Source organism: Mesorhizobium silamurunense (assembly GCF_014843825.1).
Taxonomy (GTDB): domain Bacteria; phylum Pseudomonadota; class Alphaproteobacteria; order Rhizobiales; family Rhizobiaceae; genus Mesorhizobium; species Mesorhizobium silamurunense.
Map to the genome: position 1 here is coordinate 1 of NZ_JHQR01000397.1, position 2,025 is coordinate 2,025.

Sequence of the window (2,025 nt, forward strand, 5' to 3'; positions counted from 1 at the left end):
GGGGCCGGCGGACTCGACATGGGAATGGCCGCGCTGGCTGCTGGTGCAGGTGCTGCCGCTGGTGCCGCTGGCGGCAATCGTCGCCGCCTGCTCCACCGGCCTCGGCGGCACGCTCGGCAAGCTGGCCGAACTCCCCCCGCTGCTCGGGCTTGGCCGCATCAGCTACGGCGTCTACCTCTACCACCCGATCCTTCTCGCCTATGCCGTCAAGGCGCAGCCATGGATCCCGCTCAACGTCTCGGAACAGGGACCGGGGCGATTCCTGGTCGCGGGCGCCGCCACGCTGATCGTCGCCTCGCTTTCCTGGGCGCTGTTCGAAAAGCCGCTCAACGGCCTCAAGCGCTATTTTCCTTATGTCGTGCGACCAAGCGCTCGCGTGGCGAGCGACGACAGATGGACCAGCGGTGTGGCCGGCAGTCGCGCACTCGACCTGCAGAGAACGGAGGCGAGACGATAATGGCGAGCGTCGCGCTGCCCCTCCCCTGCCTGCCGGCATCCTCTCCCCGTAGAACGGGGAGAGGGGCGCTCTCGTCGCCGGTTTCGCCAATCGCCGGCGTCGCAGAAAAGCGCCGGCATGGCGGCCAGCTTCTTTCTCCCCGTTTACGGGGCAGCGCCAACATCGGCAATTGGCCGACACCAATACGATACCACCTGCAACCGTGGGGATATCGATGACCGCCGCTCCCCTCATCTCCGTGCTGCTGCCGGTCTACAATGCCGAGCCCTACCTCGCCGCGGCGATCGGCTCGATCCTGCGGCAGGACTACCGCCGGCTGGAGGTCATCGCCATCGACGACGGATCGACCGACAGGTCGCTCGAGATCCTCGAGCGCTTCCGCCAGGACGACAGCCGCGTCTCGATCATCTCGCGCGAGAATCGCGGCCTCGTCGCCAGCCTTAATGAGGGGCTGCAGATAGCGCGGGGCGAACTCGTCGCGCGCATGGACGCCGACGACTTCGCCTATCCCTGGCGGCTGTCGCGGCAGGCGGCGCTCTTTGCCGCGCGGCCCGAGCTTGGCTTTTGCGGCGCGCTCGTCGATCCACTGCTCCACGGCCGCATCGCGCGAGGCAGACTCGATCCGGTGTTCCGCCTCGGCCTTCCCGTGCTGTCGAAATTCTTCACCATCTTCATGCACCCAACGGTGGTCTACAACCGCAACGTCATTGCGGATGCCGACCTCTATTACGACGGCTTCTATCGGCATGCCGAGGATTTCGACCTCTTCCGGCGGCTCGCCGACCGCTATCCGGCGGCGCTGATGGAGGAAAGCCTGCTCGTCTACCGGGTGCACGCCGGCAGCGTGACCAGCCGGCACACCCGAGAGATGCGGCGCACGCATCTCAAAATCGTGGCAGAGAATCTTGAACGCGAGGGCTTGGCTGACGATAGCGCGGACCTGCGCGCCATCGGCGATCGCGTCTCCTTCGAGACCGTACGCCGGGCGGCGGAATTCGTCCGAGCAATGGAAGCGCGTATCGCCGAGCTGCCCGATACGACGCGGCCGAGTTTCGAGGCCGGAGCGCTGAACCTGTTCTATTTCCTCTACCAACTCGTCAACGATGAGGAGCGGCCGGTGCTGACGCATGAATTGCTGACGCTGACGGTGAAATGGAACGCGATCCGCCGTCGCGAGCAATATGCGTTGCGCCCCGGCGCCTGGGCGCCCTGGCTGAGCCAGGCCTCGATGTGGGCAGGCAAGAAGGCCGACCGGATGGCCTACCGCCTCAAATCCGCGCCGGCGGCATCCGTGCTTGCGCCTTATAGGATGGGGGCGGCATGAGCTGGTTGGGCGAATTTGTTTTGCAAGGTGGCAGCGGTCGACGTTGGCAGGACAGAGGGGGGTGGGAAGGATCGCGGCGCAACGGATTTATCCGTCGGCCTGACGCGGGCGCAAAGGCCTCGCCATGAACGCTGAGCACCATCCGCTGCTGCGAGGCTTCCGCCCGGCCCTGCCCGCGCCGCCCTGGCCCAGGCAGCGGCCGCAGGTTTCCTTCATCGTCTGCACGCGCGACCGCGCGGCGGTG

2 protein-coding genes are annotated in these 2,025 nt (G+C 66.6%); both read left to right on the forward strand.

What is annotated here, in order from left to right; genetic code table 11:
- On the forward strand, positions 1-457 hold a 457-nt coding region (locus tag DH10_RS34655; protein WP_192385874.1), incomplete at its 5' end, for an acyltransferase family protein.
- Positions 458-671: 214 nt separating this feature from the next.
- Entirely contained in the window at positions 672-1,781 is a 1,110-nt protein-coding gene (locus DH10_RS34660) for a glycosyltransferase family 2 protein (RefSeq protein ID WP_192385875.1), read from the forward strand.
- Positions 1,782-2,025: the final 244 nt, after the last annotated feature.